At 68.5% G+C, this 2,023-nt stretch carries 1 protein-coding gene; it reads left to right on the forward strand.

Annotated features, from left to right (window positions below; translation table 11 throughout):
• Positions 1–167: 167 nt before the first annotated feature.
• Complete coding sequence (locus ACWJ6R_RS35355; RefSeq protein ID WP_449066382.1) at positions 168–1,904, forward strand: IS1634 family transposase; 1,737 nt, start codon at positions 168–170, stop codon at positions 1,902–1,904.
• Positions 1,905–2,023: the final 119 nt, after the last annotated feature.

Raw genomic sequence — 2,023 nt, forward strand, 5'->3', positions numbered from 1 at the left:
AGCCCGGGTTCCGCAGTTCGTAGGCACACAAGCGTGACCGCTGGAGCGTAACGGCTGGTCAGAGCTCCACGAGGACTACTTCCTGGACTGCCGGGCCCGAAAGTGTAGTAACACGACTGGTCCGCATTCTCCTGCGAGAGCAGGGCTGCCTGTGGTTCGGTGTGGTCATGTACTTGCGGTTCACGCAGCGGACCAACGCCGACGGCACGACCGTCCGCTACGCCGCTCTGGCACACAACCGCCGGGTGAACGGCAAGGTCAAGCCGGACGTGCTGATGAACCTGGGCCGCATCGACCGGCTGGACGTCGACGGACTGCGCCGCCTGGCCGCCTCGATCACCAAGCACTTCGGCGGGGACGCAACCGCCCTCAGCGACGACACCGAGGCCGCTCTGACGGCGGGAGCGGCCCCGATGGAAGTGATCGACTCCCGGCCGATCGGGACATCATGGCTGCTGGACGCGCTATGGAAGCGCCTGGACATCGCCGCGGCGATCACCAAGGCCACCGACGGGCGGCGCTTCACCACGAACATGGAACGCGTGCTGTTCGCGCTGGTCGCCAACCGGGCGATCGAGCCGATGAGCAAGCTGTCGGCGGCCGAGTGGGCCAGCGAGGACGCGATCATCTGCGGACTGACCGCGATGGACGAGGACCAGGCGTATCGGGCGATGGACCTGCTGGCCGAGGCCGACACCACCGGCCAGGTCCAGCAAGCGGTGTTCTTCGCCGTCGCGAACCTGCTCAACCTCGAGGTCGACCTGCTGTTCTTCGACACCACCAGCACCTATTTCGAACGCGACGAGGAAGAAGACAGCACGCCCGAGCAGCGCGCCTTCCGCCGCTACGGCAAGTCCAAGGACCACCGCGACGACCTGCCGCAGATCGTGATCGGCCTGGCCGTCACCAAGGAGGGCATCCCGGTGCGGGTGTGGTGCTGGCCCGGCAACACCAGCGACCAGCAGGTCCTGGCCGAGGTCAAAGACGACATGCGGGACTGGAAGCTCGGCCGCGTCATCACCGTGGTCGACCGCGGCTTCTCCAGCACCGACAACCTCGCCTACCTGCGCCGGGCGGGCGGGCACTTCATCGCCGGGATGCGCATGCGCGACGGAGGCGCCCTGGCCGATCAGGCGCTGTCGCGGCAGGGCCGCTACCAGAGCGTCCGCGACAACCTGCGGGTCAAGGAAGTGCGCCTCGACGGTGCCGGCGACGTCCGGTTCATCATCTGCCACAACCCCGACCAGGCCGAACGGGACCGGCACCAGCGCGAGCAGGCCATCGCCCGGATCGAAGCCGAACTGGAGCGGATCGCCGCCCGGCGGGAACGCGATCGGGCCCGGGCTCGGAAGGGGAGCCTGTCGGCTGCGGCCGCCGCCCGCGCCGAAGTCACGCACGTTCGGGCCGAGTGCGCGCTGCGCGACCACCCCACCCTCAAGCGGTGGATCCGCCAGCACAAGAACGGCCGGCTCGTCATCGACCGCGCCAAGGTCAAGGCCGAGGCCAACCTCGACGGCAAGTACCTGCTGGCCACCTCCGACCCCGACATCACCGCCGAAGAGACCGCCCTGGGCTACAAGAACCTCCTGGAAGCCGAACGCGGGTTCCGCGACCTGAAGTCCGAGCTGCTGCTGCGGCCGGTCTTCCACCGGCTCGAACACCGCATCCGCGCCCACGTGCTGATCTGCTGGCTCGCCCTGCTCCTCACCCGTGTCGCGGAGCGTTCCGTCGGGCAAAGCTGGCGCCATATCCGCCGGGAGACCGCCCGGCTCAAGCAGGTCACCCTTGCCGGGGAGGCCGGGACGATCACTCAGACCACTCCGCTGCGGCCCGGTCACAAGGCCATCTACCAGGCACTTTCCATCGCTCCGCCGCCCCGGGTGACAGCCTTCGATCCCGCTTGAGCAAGATCCGGGCAGGCCGGGAGAGCGTAGACACACGCCCTCTCCCGGTCCCGTCGGCGTTCCCGCAGCTCACACACCAGATTCGGCATCATGCGTGACCACCAACTGCGGAACCCGGG

Source organism: Planomonospora algeriensis (assembly GCF_977012225.1).

What these genes read in the sequence shown, in the direction of transcription:
- ACWJ6R_RS35355 (WP_449066382.1), top strand. Translation starts at nt 168, where the DNA reads ATGTACTTGCGGTTCACGCAGCGGACCAACGCCGACGGCACGACCGTC.